The sequence below is a fragment of the Rhodobacteraceae bacterium M382 genome (genome assembly GCA_025141015.1).
Taxonomy (GTDB): domain Bacteria; phylum Pseudomonadota; class Alphaproteobacteria; order Rhodobacterales; family Rhodobacteraceae; genus Aliisedimentitalea; species Aliisedimentitalea scapharcae.
The window spans coordinates 1,372,314-1,389,450 of record CP081098.1 but is presented as its reverse complement, the minus strand read 5'-3'; the positions used below and the strand labels follow the sequence as shown (position 1 = coordinate 1,389,450).

General features: G+C 57.4%; 15 protein-coding genes. 11 read left to right on the top strand and 4 right to left on the bottom strand.

All coding sequences use genetic code 11. From position 1 onward, the window contains the following. Positions 1-47 precede the first annotated feature (47 nt). The 6 genes from K3727_06360 to K3727_06335 all read left to right on the top strand — a co-directional run bounded on the left by K3727_06360 (position 48) and on the right by K3727_06335 (position 6,047). Positions 48-1,334, top strand: a complete 1,287-nt coding sequence (locus K3727_06360; GenBank protein UWQ92413.1) for a glycosyltransferase — start codon at positions 48-50, stop codon at positions 1,332-1,334. 80 nt (positions 1,335-1,414) lie between these two features. After that, a complete protein-coding gene (locus K3727_06355) occupies positions 1,415-1,693 on the top strand; it encodes a cupin domain-containing protein (GenBank protein UWQ93289.1) in 279 nt (92 codons plus the stop codon). Between the two features lie 16 nt (positions 1,694-1,709). Then, positions 1,710-2,054 (top strand): cupin domain-containing protein, encoded by a 345-nt coding sequence (locus K3727_06350; GenBank protein UWQ92412.1) that lies wholly within the window; start codon positions 1,710-1,712, stop codon positions 2,052-2,054. Then, positions 2,051-3,121 (top strand): phosphotransferase, encoded by a 1,071-nt coding sequence (locus K3727_06345; GenBank protein UWQ92411.1) that lies wholly within the window; start codon positions 2,051-2,053, stop codon positions 3,119-3,121. The genes K3727_06350 and K3727_06345 overlap by 4 nt, the downstream gene beginning before the upstream one ends. After that, positions 3,114-4,619 (top strand): aldehyde dehydrogenase family protein, encoded by a 1,506-nt coding sequence (locus K3727_06340; protein UWQ92410.1) that lies wholly within the window; start codon positions 3,114-3,116, stop codon positions 4,617-4,619. The genes K3727_06345 and K3727_06340 overlap by 8 nt, the downstream gene beginning before the upstream one ends. 39 nt (positions 4,620-4,658) lie before the next feature. Beyond that, positions 4,659-6,047, top strand: a complete 1,389-nt coding sequence (locus tag K3727_06335) for an FAD-binding oxidoreductase (GenBank protein UWQ92409.1) — start codon at positions 4,659-4,661, stop codon at positions 6,045-6,047. A gap of 9 nt (positions 6,048-6,056) precedes the next feature. Here K3727_06335 and K3727_06330 read toward each other — a convergent pair whose 3' ends face one another. After that, complete coding sequence (locus K3727_06330) at positions 6,057-7,736, bottom strand: adenylate/guanylate cyclase domain-containing protein (GenBank protein UWQ92408.1); 1,680 nt, start codon at positions 7,734-7,736, stop codon at positions 6,057-6,059. 202 nt (positions 7,737-7,938) lie between these two features. Here K3727_06330 and K3727_06325 point away from each other — a divergent pair, with 202 nt between their 5' ends. The 5 genes from K3727_06325 (at position 7,939) to K3727_06305 (ending at position 13,862) form a co-directional block, all read left to right on the top strand. Beyond that, positions 7,939-8,841: a peptidoglycan-binding protein gene (locus tag K3727_06325; GenBank protein ID UWQ92407.1), complete on the top strand. Its 903-nt coding sequence runs from the start codon at positions 7,939-7,941 to the stop codon at positions 8,839-8,841. Positions 8,842-9,026: 185 nt separating this feature from the next. Beyond that, positions 9,027-10,346: a glutamine synthetase family protein gene (locus tag K3727_06320; GenBank protein ID UWQ92406.1), complete on the top strand. Its 1,320-nt coding sequence runs from the start codon at positions 9,027-9,029 to the stop codon at positions 10,344-10,346. A gap of 60 nt (positions 10,347-10,406) precedes the next feature. Continuing rightward, a complete protein-coding gene (locus K3727_06315; GenBank protein UWQ92405.1) occupies positions 10,407-11,090 on the top strand; it encodes a type 1 glutamine amidotransferase in 684 nt (227 codons plus the stop codon). Continuing rightward, on the top strand, positions 11,090-12,448 hold the full coding sequence (locus K3727_06310; GenBank protein ID UWQ92404.1) for a glutamine synthetase family protein: 1,359 nt from the start codon (positions 11,090-11,092) through the stop codon (positions 12,446-12,448). The genes K3727_06315 and K3727_06310 overlap by 1 nt, the downstream gene beginning before the upstream one ends. A 199-nt stretch (positions 12,449-12,647) precedes the next feature. Further along, on the top strand, positions 12,648-13,862 hold the full coding sequence (locus K3727_06305; GenBank protein UWQ92403.1) for an aminotransferase class I/II-fold pyridoxal phosphate-dependent enzyme: 1,215 nt from the start codon (positions 12,648-12,650) through the stop codon (positions 13,860-13,862). Positions 13,863-13,911: 49 nt separating this feature from the next. Here K3727_06305 and phaR read toward each other — a convergent pair whose 3' ends face one another. The 3 genes from phaR to phaC all read right to left on the bottom strand — a co-directional run bounded on the left by phaR (position 13,912) and on the right by phaC (position 17,056). Then, a complete protein-coding gene (gene phaR, locus K3727_06300; protein UWQ92402.1) occupies positions 13,912-14,466 on the bottom strand; it encodes a polyhydroxyalkanoate synthesis repressor PhaR in 555 nt (184 codons plus the stop codon). A 212-nt stretch (positions 14,467-14,678) separates the two neighbouring features. After that, positions 14,679-15,122 (bottom strand): phasin family protein, encoded by a 444-nt coding sequence (locus K3727_06295; protein ID UWQ92401.1) that lies wholly within the window; start codon positions 15,120-15,122, stop codon positions 14,679-14,681. Between the two features lie 131 nt (positions 15,123-15,253). Beyond that, positions 15,254-17,056, bottom strand: a complete 1,803-nt coding sequence (phaC, locus tag K3727_06290; GenBank protein ID UWQ92400.1) for a class I poly(R)-hydroxyalkanoic acid synthase — start codon at positions 17,054-17,056, stop codon at positions 15,254-15,256. Between the last annotated feature and the right edge of the window lie 81 nt (positions 17,057-17,137).

Sequence of the window (17,137 nt, the reverse complement as noted above, 5' to 3'; positions counted from 1 at the left end):
GACCCAACCGGCCGCAACAGCCGGAGCACACAACAGAGGAGAAATTCATGGAACAGAAAACCTTTGCCTTCTTCCCCGAGGCAGCCTTTGGTCCAGCCCTGAATTCAGTTGGAATCGCGCAGGCGGTCGAACGCAAAGGCCACAAGGCCGTGTTCCTGTCCGATCCCGGTTTTGTCGATGTTTACAAGGGATATGGCTTCGAGGCCCACCCGGTGAACCTGTCCGAACCCATGCCCGCTGAACAAATGGCCAAATTCTGGGAGGACTTCATCAACGGTCACATCCCCAATTTCCGCAAGGCCCCGATCGATCAGATCGACAATTATGTCAAGGAATGCTGGGAGGCGATCGTAGACAGCGCAAAATGGGCGCAAAAGGATTTGCCCGGCATATTGGCCGAAATCAAACCTGACGTTATTTCCGTGGACAATGTGATCCTGTTCCCGGCCATCAAACAACACGGTGTGCCCTGGGTTCGCATTATCTCCTGTTCGGAAAACGAAATCGAAGATGACGCCATCCCACCGCATCTGTCCGGTATGTCCGAGAACGATACCGAAGGACATGCCGCCTTTCGCGCCAAATTCCACGAAGTCATCAAGCCGATCCATGACGACTTCAACGCGTTTCTCGCCGCAAACAACGAAGACGCCTATCCGGTCGGCCAATTCTTTGAGGCCTCGCCGTATCTGAACCTGCTGCTGTACCCGGAACAGGCGCGTTATAACCGCCCGGTACCGCTGGATCCGGCGCAGTTCCAGTACCTCGAAGGGTGTGTGCGTCAGGACGACCCCTATGAGGTGCCGACGTTCAAAAAGAACAATGATGGCCCTCTGCTTTACGTCTCCTTCGGATCGCTTGGTGCCGGTGACACCGATCTTCTGAAACGGCTGATCACATTGATCGGTAACAGTCGCTACCGTGCGTTGGTGAATGTTGGGGACTACAAGGACGACTATTCCGACATCCCCGATAATGTGATCATCGACAGCTGGTTCCCGCAGCCCTCGGTCATCCCACAGGTCGATTTGGTGATCCACCACGGAGGCAACAATTCGTTCACCGAATGCCTGTACTTCGGCAAGCCCGCGATCATCATGGCCTATGTCTGGGATGGGCACGACAATGCCATGCGGGTGCAGGAAACCGGTCACGGGTTCCGGTCAGATCGCTATGACTGGACCGACGCCGAGATGATCGAAAAGATCGAAGCCTGCCTGAGTGACACGCGCATGGCCGCCAAACTCACATCGACATCGCAACACATGCAATCGCAGAACGGGCAGGAAAAGGCCGCCAAACTGCTGGTCCAATTGGCGGAGAAAAGCGCGTGACCAATCTGTCCTCTTCGGCACCCCATATCCATGGAGCCACCACCTATGACGCTCTGGTCGATTGGGGACCGCAGCCGGACATGATCGCCGGACAATCCCATTCAACCGGGCGTTTGTTGCACAAGGGGCCGGACAATTCACCAGAGACCGGTGTCTGGGTCTGCACGCCGGGCACCTGGCGGATTTCCGTGCCGCGCGACGAATTCTGCCATTTCGTCGCCGGCCATGTGATCTATCGCCGCGATGGGTCGGACGAGGTGATCGAGGCCGGGCCGGGCACCTGCGTGCTGTTCCCCGCCGGTTGGGAAGGCACAGCTGAAATCACCGAAACCCTTCGCAATATCTACATGCTCGTCTGAAGAGGACTCAATGACCATGAAAGCCCCCCTAATGCGCAAGCCTCTGGAGATCACCGACACGGTAGACTGGGGCATTATTCCCACGATGATCGAAGGGCAAAGCCACACCTCGGGTCAGGTTCTTTACAAAGGTCCCAACGGTGAAAGCGAATGTGGTCTTTGGATCTGCACGCCCGGCAAATGGGAATGCCACGTCACCAGAGACGAATTCTGCCACTTTCTCGAAGGGCGCTGTACCTACGTCCACGACTCCGGCGACGTGATCGAAGTCACGCCAGACACGGCTGCCTTTTTCCCCCAGGATTGGAAGGGTGTCTGTACCGTCCATGAAACGGTCAAAAAGGTCTATATGATCCGATGAACCGTCCGACATCCTCCAATGCTCCGCTGTCCTCTATCGACCTGCCGACCCCGGCGCGGGTCTTTCTGACCCGGCAGGGGATGGGCGGGCGTGTGCTCGAACGGTTCGAGGCCGACGCGTCGCCCCGGCGCTATTTCAGGGTGGTGGGCGAAGGCGTGCTGTTGATGGAGGAACGTCGGGATCCAACAGGCTTTGCAGCCTATCTGCGCCTGTCCCATCACCTGAACCTTTTGGGGCTGTCGGCCCCTAAGGTGTTCGGAGCCGATCCGGTGCATGGGTTGGCGTTGGTCGAGGATTTCGGCGATGGAACCTATACGACCTGTCTGGCCCGTGGAGACGACGAAACAGAGCTCTATGCATTGGCGATTGATACGCTGCTGCACCTGCACCACGCGCCCCGCGGCAAGATGGTGGCCCAATCGCAATTCGATATGCCCATGCTGCTGGACGAATTGGGAATTTTTGCGCGCTGGTTTGCTCCCGCAGTGGTGCCGCATCTTCAGGTCGATCAGTTTACCGACCGGTTTCTGTCGCTCTGGCATCAGGTGCTGATCACTGTGGCGACACGGTGGGACACGCTGGTGATGCGGGATTTCCATGTCGACAATCTGATGCGCCTGGACGGGCGCACCGGTATCGCGCGCTGCGGCGTGCTGGATTTTCAGGATGGTGTTCTGGGGCCCTGTGAATATGATCTGGTGTCGCTGCTTCAGGACGCCCGACGGGATCTGTCCGATGGGCTCGAAGAGGCGATGTTGGTGCGCTATCTGGCTCATGCGCCACACCATTTGGGGGGGCCGGACGACATCCGCCACCGCTATACCCTGTTGGGTGCCCAGCGCCACGCCCGTATTCTGGGGGTCTTTGTTCGCCTGTGCCTGCGGGACGGCAAGCCGCGATATCTGCGGTTTCTGCCTCGGGTGTTGGCCCAGTTCCGTACAGCTCTGAGCAACGCCGGGCTTGGCGAGATCGAAGCCTTTTTGGACACCGAATTGCCAGACTGGACCACAAAGGCGCTCGATCTTGAGCACACCCTGGCAACCAATCAAGGAGTGTCCCATGCGTGACGCGCTCGCCCCCTGCTATTACCTGTCGCCGACCTATGTCCCAACCGAAGGGCCAACCCAGATGGCGGTTGATCCGGCAACCCTGAAGGACATCGAACCTGTCGGCACCCCGTCCCAAAGCCAGCTGGATCACATTCTGGATCGGGTGAATGCCGCGCAAAAGAAATGGGCCGCAATGGATTGCAAGTCGCGCGCTGGTTTACTGCATGGGATCGCCGACGCCATGGAGCGGGCCGACATGACCGACATCGCGATCATGATGACCCGAGAGATCGGCAAGCCCTATCCTGAAGCGATTGGAGAGATCGCCAATATCGCGCCTGTGTTTCGCTATTTCGCCGAGTTGGCCCGCGACGATGCGGGCAAGATCGCAGGTACCATGCAACCGGGTTCTTTTCAGTTCCAAACCTATGCGCCCTACGGTGTGTCGGTGCATATTGTGCCCTACAACTTCCCTCTCATCCTGGGATGCTGGACCATTGCCGCGTCTTTGGCGGCGGGAAATGGAATCGTGCTCAAGGCCGCTCCCGCAGGATCGCTGTGCACGCTGTCCTTCATGCGGTTTTTTGACGGGCTGCCCGCGGATCTGGTGGCTTGTGTCACCGGCGGCGCAGAGGTTGCGCAACAGCTGATCGCCAGCCCCAACACCCATGCCATCGCCTTTACCGGCTCCGCAGATGTCGGGCGGCAGGTCGCGGTGCAATCGGCCGGGCACATGAAACCTTGCGTTATCGAAGGCGGCGGCAATGATCCGATGATCGTCACCCGAAATGCCAATATTGCAGTGGCCGCCGCCGGGGCTGTGACCGGGGCCTATCTGCAATCTGGACAGGTCTGCACCTCAACCGAGCGGATTTACGTGGATGACGCAGTGCATGATGAATTTGTCGCGCTCTTGATCGAGCGGGCCCGGCAACTGCGGGTCGGCAACGGGATGGGCGTGGCCGAGATCGGCCCGCTGGTCTCACAGGCTGCGCGTGACAAGGTGCTGGGCTGGATCGACCGGGCCCGCGCCCAGGGGGCCACCATCGCATTGGGCGGTGGCGTTCCGGCAGAGCAGCCCATCGGCTGGTTTCTGGAACCCACTGTCGTTACCGGTGTGACGCCGGACATGGATCTGCTGAACGAAGAGATCTTTGGCCCTGTTGTGTCGGTCGTGCGCACCGCGTCATTCGACGAATCCATAAGGTTGGCAAATGCCTCTGACCTGGGGCTGGGGGCCTGTATATTCACCAATGATCTAGGTGAGGCCCATGACGCGATCAACCGGCTCGAGGCGGGCATGGTCTGGGTCAACAACCCGCTGGTGGACAACGACGCCCTGCCCTTTGGCGGGGTCAAGAAATCCGGCATGGGGCGGGCGTTGGGGCGCCATGGGTTGGACGCATTCCGCCAACCCAAGATGGTCATCCTGGACCCCGTCGCCAAAGAAGCCGACTGGTGGTACCCCTATCCGGACGACTGGTTTCTGGAGTCGGGCGGGCGCAAGCATGTCTGACCTTTGGCCCGTTTGCCTTTGGTATCCCGAAAGCCCACGATGAGACAGGACACCAGCTTTCAGAACGCCCACAAGACACCCTATTGGGCCGAAACCGTTGCAACGACACCGACGCATCCGGCGCTGCACGGCGATATCACTTGTGACCTGGCAATCGTGGGCGGAGGTTTCTCGGGTCTTTGGTCCGCGCTCATGGCGCGTGACCGGTTTCCTGATGCGCGGATCGTCCTGCTGGAGGCAGACCATTTGGGCAATGCAGCGAGCGGTCGCAACGGCGGGTTTTGTGCCCCCAGCATATCGCACGGGGTATCCAATGCCCTGTCGCGCTGGCCCGATGAGGCGGAAACATTGATCCGAATGGGCCGCCAGAACATGAACGAACTGGAGGCTGACCTGGGCCGGTTCGATATCGACGCCGAATTCGAGAGACCCGGCAAATTGAACCTGGCCGCCACCCCATGGGAAGCCGAGGGGTTGAAAACCATGCAGACTGCCCTGACCCGGTTCGGAATAGGAACCGAATACCTGGAAGGCGCGGCCCTGAGGGCGCGACTGAACAGCCCCAAATACATTGCTGGCCTCTACGAGACAGATTACGCCCTCTTGAACCCGACAAAAACAGTACACGGGCTGGCCCGGTCTGCGTCAGATCAGGGTGTAGAGATCCACGAACACAGCGCCGTAACAGCCTTGTCCTCGCACTCCGACGGTATCACGCTGAACACCCGCGCCGGCCGGGTCATCGCCCGTCAGGTCATTCTTGCCACCAACGCGTCTGTTCCCCTGCTCAAGCGCCTGCAATCCCGGATCATTCCGGTTTTCGACTATACTCTGATGACTGAACCGCTCAGCGATGCTCAGCTCCATGCGATCGGGTGGACCGGGCGCTATGGTATCGCAGACAGCGGCAACCAGTTTCACTATTCGCGCAAAACGGCTGACAGCCGCATTTTGTGGGGTGGGTATGACGCAATCTATCACAGGGGCAACCGTCGCGACGCCGCTCTGCTCGACCGACCGGAAAGCTATGCCCGTTTGGAGGCAAATTTCCGCGCGACCTTTCCGGCACTGGGCGAAGTGGCCTTTTCACACGCCTGGGGCGGGATCATCGATACGTCGGCCCGGCTGACCTTCTTTGTAGGCACCGCCATGAAGGGGCGGCTGGCCTATGCCTTGGGGTTCACCGGTCAGGGCGTTTCTGCAACCCGATTTGCAGCATTGACCATGCTGGACCTGCTGCAAGGGAAACAAACGGAGCGCACACAATTGCGCATGGCGCGCAGTTGGGCACCCCCGTTCCCCCCCGAACCGTTCCGTTCACTGGCTGTATCCTGGGCCCAGGCCGATCTGGCCCGCGAAGACCAAACCGGGCAGCGGTCGCTTCTTCTAAAAGCGCTGGACCGGCTTGGCATCGGATTCGGATCCTGAAGACCCCGCCTATTCGGGCATGCCGGCTTTGCGCAACCCAGAGATATAACGGTTCGCCGCGCCGGTCACAGCAAACACATTTCGCGCCTGAATCGAGGCGATGCTATCATCGGGTTGCAATCGCAAGGCGTCGGCCACTGCTTTGGTTGCAGCGTCATCCTGTCCCAACTGGGCATGGGCTGCAGCCAAAATTCTATACAAGGTGGTATACCCCACACTGATATTCAGCCCTTCGCGGGCCAATTTCACAGCGGCCGCGTCGTCCCCGGCCTGCAGCGACGCCATGGCCAGGCCGCCCTGGATCGACAACGCCCAGGGGCTTTTCCCACCCAGCACATAGGCCTTTCTTAGACAATCCAGCGCCTCGCCATGATCGCCAATCCAGATATAGGACCACCCGCTGAGCGCCAGGGTCACGAAATCGGACGACGATTGACGCAGCGCATATTCGACAACCGACCGCAAACGGGAGGGTTCTCTGAGTTGGGAATATGTCGTCACCCCCAGCGCCAACCGCAACAGAGAGTGATTTTCAACCAACGGCGCAGCCGCCGCGCACCACATCGGCACCGAAGACGCATATTGCTCGGTGACCTCGTCATACCCCATCGCCGTCGCCGACAAATAGGAGACCAAGGCCAGCGCAAAAGGATGCGGCAGAGATGGATCCTTGGTGATCGCGGCGCTGGAATATTTGAGCGCCGAGGCAAAGGCATCCGGGTCCAACCGGTCAATCGCGATCTGACCCCGCAATTCGCATTGGTTCGCGCTCATGTCTGCGATCGACAACTTGTCTAACTGTCTGCGTTCGCTGTCAAAGGTTGCGGTCATCACCTGGTTGACCAGCGTTTCGGCAGTTTCATCCTGCCAATCAAACGCATTGGCCAGATCGCCGTCAATCTTGGTCGACCACAGCTCTGTCTGCTCGGGGTCAGTGTACCGCACCTCCAACCGCAACCGCCCGCCGCTGGCCCGAATGCGCCCAGACAGGGCATAAGCCCGCCGTCCTGTGTCACGCGCGCTCACCGATAGCCAATGGGTTGCGCCCAAATAGGTCATCAAATCCCCGGTCAAAGCATCACACAGCTCGCGCACTTCGTCCCGCTGGTCCGACGTCTCAAGGGGACGCACCACAATCTGAGGGCGTTGAGACGCATCGACCCCGCTCACCTTGCGCCCGGGCAACGACCCCCGCGTCCAGACACGTACCGGTTTGGAGATGTTTTTGAGATCATGTTCACCGGCATCGTCAAACGACGGCCTGAGCGTTCCATCCAAGCTGCCGAATACGGCGTCGGAAATGGCGATGCTGCCAGGGGCGGCGATCTTTTCCAACCGCGCCGCGACGTTCACTCCGTCGCCAAACACATCTTCTTCTTCTTCGATCACATCCCCCAGATGCAATCCCAGTCGCAATTGCATCGACAGTTCAGACCGGGACCCGTCACGCGCCAATAAGTCCTGGATTTGAAGTGCACAGGTCGCTGCGTCCGAAGCGGCCGGAAACAGAACGATCCAACCGTCGCCCATGCTTTTGACCACCCGTCCCCGCCGCGAGGCCACTGTCGGTCGGAAAATCTCGGATCTGAGCCGCCGAAGCGCCACCAGCGTTCCTTCGGTATCTTTGCCAAGCAGCTCTGAATAGCCCGCGACATCTGCCGCCAAAACTGCGGCGAGACTACGTTTCATTCAACGCTCCCCCCACACGAAAAAATCTACCCGCCCGCAACAAGTCTGGCCAAATAATGGCCAACAAACAAGGTTTTCCTCTGATGTCTCTGCAAACCGCCGCCGTGCGCCGAGCGACCACGGGGGCCGGAGCAGATGTTGAAAAATTCGCAAAAATCCAATAAGATCCTGAAATTCAACACATTATGAAAGGTGTTCCTGTATGGCCCTGGACATAAGATTGCTGCAACGCCGATTAAAGGAACTGAAATGCTACGCCGGACGCATTGACGGCATCTGGGGACGCAATACGGAAAAAGCGGTCTGCACCTTTCAGAAAAATGCCGGGCTGGATCCCGACGGGATCGTCGGCCCCAAAACACTGGCGGCCCTGAACATCCAGCGACCGGATCTGGACAGTTCGGTGGCGACAGCAGCCGAGTTGGTCAAGATTTCGTACACCGTCAAGAAACAGGGTGTCGAAGCAGTCAACAAAACACTGAAACAGGACCATGGCGTCTGGATCACCAGCCAATGTCCCGTCAAAGGGGTGGAAGCCTATCTGCTGAACAATCGCTGCCTGCTGGTACCTGGCAGCAACTCCTTCTGGGATTATGCCAAGTTCAACTTTCGACTGTTGAACCTTGGAATGCCCCGTCTGGGCTTCGGGTCACGCAACAAAACCAAGGGTTTCGGGAGAGGCACCGCGCCGCCGGACAAAAATGGAATCATCTGGCACCAAGGGTTCCTGACCCATGCCAACCACATCAGCAAATGGATCGGCAATAATCCTGAACATTGGCCCCGATTGGTGGTCGGCCATTCCCTGGGCGCAGCATCGGCCCAGATCCTGTCCACAATCTGGACTGCGCCTTCGATCGGTTTTGCCGCGCCACGGATCCTCAAATCAAAGGCACCGTCAACCTATCGGAACCTGTCCCTGTCCATCTGCAGAACAGACGATCTGGTATGCCGGTTTCCACGCGGTTTCGAAAGATTGGGGGCCTCCAGGACTTTGATTCACAAATCGCCGCGCAAGGGTCTGAACCACAACATGGCAGCTTATATTGACGCGATGCACAATCGGATTTCGGGCCTTGGCATTCCCGACCATTGGGCTCCCTGAACCAGCGGTGCCGGACAAATGATGCAATCAGGTCCGGCAGGTTAAAGGACATCACCGTCCGCACAATTCCCCTGCCCCAACGTCACAAATCAATCGACTTACAGAACCCGCCATTAATTTGATCAAATGTAGTGACAAGCTCCCGGACCTCGGTTACATCTGTCCCAAGATGAATGGAGCCTCTCATGGATCTCACAGATCTCGCCACCATCCGAATTGCCGCCTGTGACCTGAACGGTCAGATGCGCGGCAAACGCATGCCTGCGGACATGGCCGACAAACTGGATCAGGGTTCGGCCCGAATGCCGGTTTCGACAATGAACGTGGATCTGTTTGGATGTGACATCGAAGACAGCCCACTGGTGTTTGAAACCGGGGACGCAGATGGCATTCTTCTGCCGACCGAACGCGGGGCAGTTCCGATGCCCTGGTTGCCCACTGAAACCGCCTTGGTACCGATGGTTATGCACGCTGATGATCAGGCACCGTTCATGGGTGACCCGCGTCATGCGCTGGCCGATGTGCTGGGGCGCTATGCAAAACGAGGCTGGACCGTTGTCGCCGCGACCGAAATGGAATTCACTCTGCTGGACGCCAGCGGCACGTCTCCACAGCCGCCGCTGAACCCGGTATCCGGACGCCGTGTCAAGAACGAAGCCGTTCTGTCGGTCGGGCAACTGGACGCTTTTGATGCATTTTTCACCGACCTCTACGACGGCGCAGCGCAGATGGGCATTCCCGCCCAGGCTGCGATTTCCGAAGCGGGTTTGGGTCAGTATGAAATCAACCTGAACCATCAGGAAGCCATGAGATGCGCAGACGATGCGTGGCTTTTCAAGGCGTTGGTGCGCGGCCTGGCCCGCAAACATGGTTGCGCTGCTACCTTTATGGCCAAACCCTATCCAGATGACGCAGGCAATGGGATGCATGTGCATTTCTCGGTTTTGGACAGCGACGGGAACAATGTATTTGACGACGGAACCGAGCGTGGGTCTGACCTGCTGCTGCAAGCCGTTGCCGGATGTATCGCTGCAATGCCGGCCAGTACCTTGATCTTTGCTCCGCATGGCAATTCCTACCAACGGCTGGTGCCCGGTGCCCACGCCCCAACTGGTGCAGCCTGGGCCTATGAAAACCGGACTGCCGCAATTCGCATTCCGGGGGGATCACCCAAAGCGCGGCGCATTGAACACCGGGTCGCCGGTGGCGACACCAACCCCTATTTGATTCTGGCCACTCTGCTGGGGGCTGCACTGATCGGCATAGAAGATGAGATGACGCCCCCGGAGCCGATTTCCGGCAACGCGTATGACGTGCCGGACCTGCCACATCTGGCACCCGATTGGGCGACCGCCATCGACCGGTTCGAAACTGATCCTCTGATCGCGCGGATCCTGCCCCCCCTGTTGATCCAAAATCTCGTCATGACCAAGCGTCAGGAAATGCAGCGCTTTGACGACCTGGATCCGGACCAACACTGGCTGACCCTACTGGAGACTGTCTGAGTCCCCCTTGCCTGGTGGATCATCATGGTCTACGTTCAATTTGATCAAATCTGGTGACTTATGAAAATCGGCATTCTGCAAACCGGCCATGCCCCGGACGCTCTCATCGAGACGACGGGAGACTATGACGTGATGTTCGCCAATCTGCTGGCGCAGGACGGGGTGACATTTCAAGGATACGCGGTGGTTGATGGCGAGTTTCCCGCAAATGGTGCTGAGGACGCGGATGGTTGGCTGATCACCGGATCGCGGCATGGTGCCTACGAAGATCACAACTGGATTCGCCCACTGGAAGACCTGATCCGCGACATCGACGCCCAGAAAAAACCACTGATCGGTGTGTGTTTTGGACATCAGATCATCGCCCAGGCCCTGGGTGGAAAGGTCGAAAAATTCGACGGTGGGTGGGCCATTGGCAGAGTCAGCTATGATCAGAACGGCGATACTGTCACCATGAATGCCTGGCATCAGGATCAGGTGGTGGACCGCCCGGACCGCGCCCGCGTTCTGGCAGGCAACGCATTCTGTGAAAATGGCATCCTCGCCTATGACGACCATATCTGGACCGTTCAGCCGCACCCCGAATATGGCGCTGATTTCATTCAGGGGCTGATCGACCATAGAGGACGCGGTGTGGTGCCGGATGACGTTCTTGACGCTGCTGCGGCCGACCTGCACGGCCCCGTCAGCAACCTTGAAATTGCAACCTTCATGAAAGCATTCTTGACGAAAGAGAGGACCTGATGGCCGACTGGACAGACAACCTGCCTGACGCCGCGAAAACCTATCTGGAGGGCCGTCGTCTCGACGAAGTTGAATGCGTTATATCGGACCTTCCGGGTATTGCCCGAGGCAAGGCAGTACCCGCGACCAAATTCGCGCGTCAGGATTATTTTCACCTGCCTGACAGTATCTTCTTTCAGACCATCACCGGAGGTTGGGGAGAAGCCGCAGACGATGACGGGTTCATCGAAAAAGACATGACTCTGCGCCCCGATTTCACCACCGCTACGGCTGCGCCCTGGACCGGGGACTGGACATTGCAGGTGATCCACGACGCCTATGACCGCGATGACAACCCGATCCCCTATTCGCCTCGCAACGTGTTGAAACGGGTTGTACAACTCTATCATGACAAGGGTTGGAAACCGGTTGTCGCACCGGAAATGGAATTCTTTCTGGTCGCCCGCAACATCGACCCGGCCCAGGAAATCAAACCGATGATGGGTCGCTCAGGTCGCCCGGCAGCGGCGCGACAGGCATATTCGATGACGGCCGTGGATGAATTCGGTCCCGTGATCGACGACATTTATGACTTTGCCGAAGCGCAGGGGTTCGAGATCGACGGCATCACCCAGGAAGGCGGCGCTGGTCAGTTGGAAATCAACCTGCGCCACGGCGATCCGGTCAAGCTGGCGGATGAGGTGTTCTACTTCAAACGCCTGATCCGCGAGGCCGCCCTGCGTCACGATTGCTTTGCCACCTTCATGGCGAAACCGATCGAGGATGAACCGGGCAGCGCCATGCATATCCACCATTCGATCCTCGACATGGAGACCGGGGACAACATCTTTTCCGGTCCTCAGGGTGGCGAAACCGATGCCTTCTACAACTTTATCGCAGGATTGCAGAACCACCTGCCCTCGGGGTTGGCGGTCATGGCACCCTATGTGAATTCCTATCGCCGCTATGTGAAGGACCACGCCGCGCCGATCAATCTGGAATGGGCGCGCGACAACCGCACCACTGGCATTCGGATCCCTTTGTCCGGCCCTTCGGCGCGGCGCGTCGAAAACCGGATCGCCGGCATGGACTGCAACCCTTATCTGGGTATCGCGTTGTCTCTGGCCTGTGGGTATCTGGGCCTGATCAACGAAGAGCGGCCTCGGCGTCAATTCAAAGGCGACGCCTATGCGGGCGAAGGCGATATCCCCCAGGTCATGGGACAGGCGCTGGATCTTTTTGAAGAGGCCACCGCATTGCACGAAGTGTTGGGAGCCGATTTTGCGCGCGTCTATTCGATCGTGAAGCGGGCAGAATATGATGAATTTCTTCAGGTAATTTCACCCTGGGAACGCGAACACCTGTTGATGAACGTCTAAACGATTCAGGAGACGACGATCTTCTAGCCGCCCGACCCTGGTCTGGGCGGCTTTTTTCACGACCAGAGTGATATTAGAGGTCACCCCGCAACAGATTAGAAAATTCTTGCCGTCTTGGGCGTCCAGCCAAGCGCTTCTGCTTGGCTTCAACTCGGCTTTGTTTTATATTTTTGAAAGGTTAACTTCAGGTTTTTGAAATATGCAGCAACCACCAAATGTCCACGACGCCGAACCAATCCCATCTGCCGCACTGGCGGCCGTGACGGAGTTGATGAAGTCAGGGGACCTGTTTCGCTATAACTCCGACAATGCCCCGGTAACCCTGTTGGAACAGGAATTTGCCGCGCTTTTGGGGGCGAAATACGCGCTGGCAGTCTCGTCATGTTCCGCCGCATTATTCCTGTCGCTCAAGGCGTTGAACCTGCCCCGTGACGCGCGGGTTCTGATCCCGGGGTTTACGTTTGCCGCTGTTCCGTCGTCCGTGGTTCATGCAGATTGCATTCCCGTCCTGTGCGAGGTGGGGGACAACTATCGCATCGACATGGACGACTTTGCACGCAAACTGGACGATGTGCAGGCCGTCATCATCAGCCACATGCGCGGGCACACGTCGGACATGGACGCCATCATGGCCCTGTGCGATGCGCGCGACATTCCGGTGATCGAAGATGCTGCCCATTCGCTGGGCACCACCTGGCACGGCAAGAATATTGGTACGATTGGGCGGATTGGGTGTTTCTCCTTCCAGTCATACAAGATGATCAACGCCGGTGAAGGTGGCATTCTGATCACCGACGATCCCGACCTTGTCGCACGAGCCGTCATCATGTCCGGCGCCTATGAACACAACTGGGCCAAACACAAAGGTCCCCATGGCGACAATTCATCGGATCTGGAGGCCGCTTTTGCCAAGTGGCAGAACCAACTTCCGCTTTATAACCTGCGTCTCAATAATCTGAGTGCTGTGGTGATCCGTCCCCAGATCCCTGAACTGGCCCGACGGGTGCGCGACGGTTTGGCAAACCACGACTATGTCGCGGGCCGCCTGAACAGCGAAACACCGTTTATTCAGGTGCCGCCCCCCCTTCCGCCGGAACAGCGGGCCCCGGATTCGATCCAATTCAATCTGGTCGGTATGGAAACAGAGGAAATTCTCGCCTTTGCCAAAGCCGCCGCAAGCCGCGGTGTCAAAGTTCAGATATTTGGCCACAGCCGCGACAACGCCCGGGCCTATTGGAACTGGCAGTTTCTTGGGGAAATTCCGGAATTACCACGCACCCGCGACATGCTGATGAAAGCCTGCGATGTGCGATTGCCCGTGCGCCTGACCAGGGCAGAGCTGGATGTGATTGCCGATATCCTGCTGAGCGCCGTGGAAGACGTGAAAAACCCGCCCCAAGCTTACGGCACCTGAACAGTCCCACACCCCAGAAAAGAAAAAGGCCGGGTGTCCCGGCCTTATGTCATTTCAGCTTGGACAGTTTTGTCTGGAGTTCTGCAAGCTGTTTCTTGATGTCATCAAGATCTTCGCCCTTGCCCGCTTCGGTCGTGTCGTCGGGCGCGGTACCGGTTGGCCAATTGCCCAATCCGCCTGTCATCGCCTTTAGGAATGCCTCCTGCTGAGCCTGAAGTGCGTCAAAGCCAGGGATTTGCGACATCGGATTGATGGCGGTCATGTTTTCCATCATCTTGGACTGACTTTCCCGCAGCATCTCGAACGAACTTTGCAGGAACTGCGGCATCATTCCACCGCCAGGCAACATGTAAGAGCGAACCAAATCATTCAGAACATTCACCGGCAGGACGTTTTCGCCGCGGCTTTCGTGTTCAGCAATGATCTGCAACAGGTATTGGCGCGTCAGGTCGTCACCGGACTTGAGGTCCACAATTTGAACTTCGCGTCCGTCCCGGATGAACCCTGCGATATCCTCCAGTGTCACGTAATCGCTCGTCTCGGTATTATACAGCCGTCGACTGGCATAACGTTTGATCAGCAGAGGTTTTTCGTTGTCCGACACCTTGTTTGCCTCCCCGGTCATGATGCGTTGCAGCAAACACTATGCGAGTGCAGAACAAAAGAAAAGACTTTGCCATCCAGTTGGAACAATGTTCCAACTGCCCCCGTCAGGCCATCCAGCCTACCGGTCCCCCCGACGCAAAAAGGGCGGGCCTTGGCCCGCCCCCGCGAAAACACCATCTGGGAGGAGAATGATGTCTGTCGCGCTCGTGCTTACTTCGCTGTTGCCTTCTTGGCAGCAGTGGTCACCTCGTCGGTGGCCTTCTTGACAGCGGCAGTTGCTTCTTCGGTCATGTCTTTACCAGCCGACATCAGCAGTTCGACGGTGTCCATCTGAACTTTCTTGGCGATTTCAGCAAAGGCGGCCATGTTTTCAGCAGCAACTTCGGCAGTTGCGCTGGCGAAATCGGTGGCGGCTTTGGCGTAATCGGCCGGGTCGGTTTTGGCTTTGGACACGTCACCCAGTTTGGTCAGGGTTTCTTTGGTCCATTTGCTGGAAATCTCGGCCGATTTTTCGGCGGCTTCCAGAGCAACACCCGACAGACGCTCGTTCAGAGCAGCGGTGTTTTTGAACGCGTCTTCCACGGCAGAAGTGTCTACCGGAAATGCGCCCATCATGTCTTTCATTGCGGCGGTGAAGTCTTGGGTTTTTGCCATTGTACTGATCCTAATTGATTGCTCAACGGGCCTGTCCCGTTCCATCTTCTGCAAACAATATGCTTTCTGCGGTGCGGCATTTCAAGTATTTTTTGCTGCACCGCAGCATTTTTTATCAATACCTTTTTAAATCAACGACTTGCTTTCAGCTCAACATAGGTACCCGGAGCAGGGCAGATCGGGTCATACGCCGAATCGCCAATTTCACGGGCCGGGACCTGCTTGCCCGACCGTTTCTTCAGCCAGGCTTCCCAGCGCGGCCACCATGAGCCCTGATTGTAGGTCGCGCCCTCCATCCAGTCAGCGTTGTCCAGCTTCAGGTCGTCGTTGGTATAGTGACCATATTTGTTCTTGGATGGCGGATTGACGATACCGGCGATATGCCCGGATTCTGAAACGATAAAGGTCTTGCTGCGCGACCCCATCTTTTGCACACCTCGATAACAATCTTTCCAGGCTGCGATGTGATCCGTCTCGCAAGTGATCGCCATCAGCGGAACATCCACATCGCTCAGCTTGAGTGTGTGACCCATCAGCTCGAACCCGTCTTCGGCAAACCGATTGCTCTGACACAGGCCACGCAGGTATTGAGTCGCCATCTTGGCTGGCAGGTTGGCCCCATCCCCATTCCAATACAACAGGTCGAACGCCGGCGGTGTTTCTCCCATCATGTAACTGCGGATAGCAGGGCCATAGATCAGGTCATTGGACCGCAGATAGGAGAATGTCCGTGCCATGATCCACGATCGCAGAATACCGATCTCCTTCACCTCCTCTTCGATCCCGTCGATGAAGTCATCCTGCAGGAAGGGGGTGAATTCGCCTTGCTCCGAGAAATCCGTCAGCGCGGTAAAGAAGGTCGCCGATTTGATCGACTTGTCGCCACGCTGTTTTAACAGGGACAAGGTCAGGCTCAACGTGGTGCCCGCGATACAATAGCCAACCGCGTTGACCTGCTTGACGCTACAGATCTCCTTGGCCTTTTCGATGGCGGTCAGGAAGCCATCCTGAATGTAATCCTCCATGCCCACGTCGGCATAGGATACGTCCGGGTTGATCCAGCTGACCACAAACAAGGTATACCCCTGTTCGGTGATCCATTTGATCATGCTGTTCTGGGCCTTGAGATCCAAAATATAGAATTTGTTGATCCAGGGCGGGAACAGTACGATGGGGGTATCGTGCACTGTGTCAGTCACCGGTTTGTACTGGATCAGCTCCATCATCTTGTTGCGATAGACCACATCACCGGGGGTCGTGGCGATGTTGCGTCCCAATTCAAACGCCTTTTCGTCAGCCAAACGCACAACCAGCGCGCCATCGTTGGCTTCGAGATCGGCAACCAGGTTTTCCAAACCCTGAACCAGCGATTTGCCTTCGGTCTCCACCGCTTTTTCCAGCGCATCCGGGTTTGTGGCCAGAAAGTTCGTTGGAGCCATCAGGTCCACGATCTGCTGCGAAAAATACTGCAGGCGTCGCTTGTCTTTGGCGTCCAGATCCTCGACCTCGTCTACCGCTTTGGAAATTGCGTCGGCGTTGGTCAAATACTGCTGCTTGATAAAGTGGAAATAAGGGTTGTTTTCCCACAGCGGGTTGGAAAAGCGGCGATCTTTGGGTTTCTGCTGCGGTTCATCCGTCGTGACCGCAGTCAGAGCCTGTTGTGCTTCGGCGAAATTCAGCACGGATTTGCCCCAATATTCAATCTGTTGTTGCAACAGATGTGTGGGATCCTGCAGCGATTTGCTCCAATAGGCCGTTGCTGCGCGTGCGAACAGCTCTTGATTCGGCCCATCAAGGGCAGAATTATGCGGCGTCTTATTCGCCATTGCGTCAACAAGCCGTTTTGTCAGCTCTTCGACTTTTTCCATATTTTCCTGAAGGTGTTCAATATGTTCTGGGCTCAACGCCGAAGTACCTTCATCACTTGTTGTCATTTTAAGGAATCCCCCCTAATCTTTCTGCTGTGCAGAATATCCGGCCTTCGGATATCGGGCAAAGCGACGAAAGGTCCGATT

Coding starts and splice junctions, on each gene's coding strand:
- K3727_06305 (UWQ92403.1), top strand. CDS start 12,648: ATGCAGCAACCACCAAATGTCCACGACGCCGAACCAATCCCATCTGCC.
- K3727_06325 (UWQ92407.1), top strand. CDS start 7,939: ATGGCCCTGGACATAAGATTGCTGCAACGCCGATTAAAGGAACTGAAA.
- K3727_06320 (UWQ92406.1), top strand. CDS start 9,027: ATGGATCTCACAGATCTCGCCACCATCCGAATTGCCGCCTGTGACCTG.
- K3727_06315 (UWQ92405.1), top strand. CDS start 10,407: ATGAAAATCGGCATTCTGCAAACCGGCCATGCCCCGGACGCTCTCATC.
- K3727_06335 (UWQ92409.1), top strand. CDS start 4,659: ATGAGACAGGACACCAGCTTTCAGAACGCCCACAAGACACCCTATTGG.
- K3727_06355 (UWQ93289.1), top strand. CDS start 1,415: ATGATCGCCGGACAATCCCATTCAACCGGGCGTTTGTTGCACAAGGGG.
- K3727_06295 (UWQ92401.1), bottom strand. CDS start 15,122: ATGGCAAAAACCCAAGACTTCACCGCCGCAATGAAAGACATGATGGGC.
- K3727_06340 (UWQ92410.1), top strand. CDS start 3,114: ATGCGTGACGCGCTCGCCCCCTGCTATTACCTGTCGCCGACCTATGTC.
- phaC (UWQ92400.1), bottom strand. CDS start 17,056: ATGACAACAAGTGATGAAGGTACTTCGGCGTTGAGCCCAGAACATATT.
- K3727_06330 (UWQ92408.1), bottom strand. CDS start 7,736: ATGAAACGTAGTCTCGCCGCAGTTTTGGCGGCAGATGTCGCGGGCTAT.
- K3727_06310 (UWQ92404.1), top strand. CDS start 11,090: ATGGCCGACTGGACAGACAACCTGCCTGACGCCGCGAAAACCTATCTG.
- K3727_06360 (UWQ92413.1), top strand. CDS start 48: ATGGAACAGAAAACCTTTGCCTTCTTCCCCGAGGCAGCCTTTGGTCCA.
- K3727_06345 (UWQ92411.1), top strand. CDS start 2,051: ATGAACCGTCCGACATCCTCCAATGCTCCGCTGTCCTCTATCGACCTG.
- K3727_06350 (UWQ92412.1), top strand. CDS start 1,710: ATGAAAGCCCCCCTAATGCGCAAGCCTCTGGAGATCACCGACACGGTA.